We start from the raw sequence: 250 nt of genomic DNA, 5'->3' as shown, positions 1-250 counted from the left end.
CGATGCTCCGGCAGGGTGCCGCTGCGTCGGATCATGTCGATGACTTAGGTGGCAGCGAACGGCCCCTGCGACAAGAGCGCGGCGGCACGCCGCCGCGCATCATGGTCAATGGCCAGCGCCTCGGCGATGTCGCGCGGCGCGGACCACCGGGCCGAGGCTGCTTCGACACAGCCCGCGTCGACCAGCGCTGGGATGCCGGGAAAGGCGATTCGCCCTGCCAGGAAAGCGGCGACGGCGACCTCGTTGGCAG

General features: G+C 70.8%; 1 protein-coding gene. It reads right to left on the bottom strand.

Translation table 11 applies throughout. The annotated features are described in order from the left end of the window. Positions 1–44: 44 nt before the first annotated feature. Positions 45–250, bottom strand: a 206-nt coding sequence (locus tag IEQ44_RS16275; protein ID WP_438861859.1) for a hypothetical protein, incomplete at its 5' end; no start/stop codon positions are given.

This window comes from Nocardioides malaquae (genome assembly GCF_015070385.1).
Lineage (GTDB): Bacteria > Actinomycetota > Actinomycetes > Propionibacteriales > Nocardioidaceae > Nocardioides > Nocardioides malaquae.
This window is presented reverse-complemented; position numbering and strand designations above follow the sequence as displayed.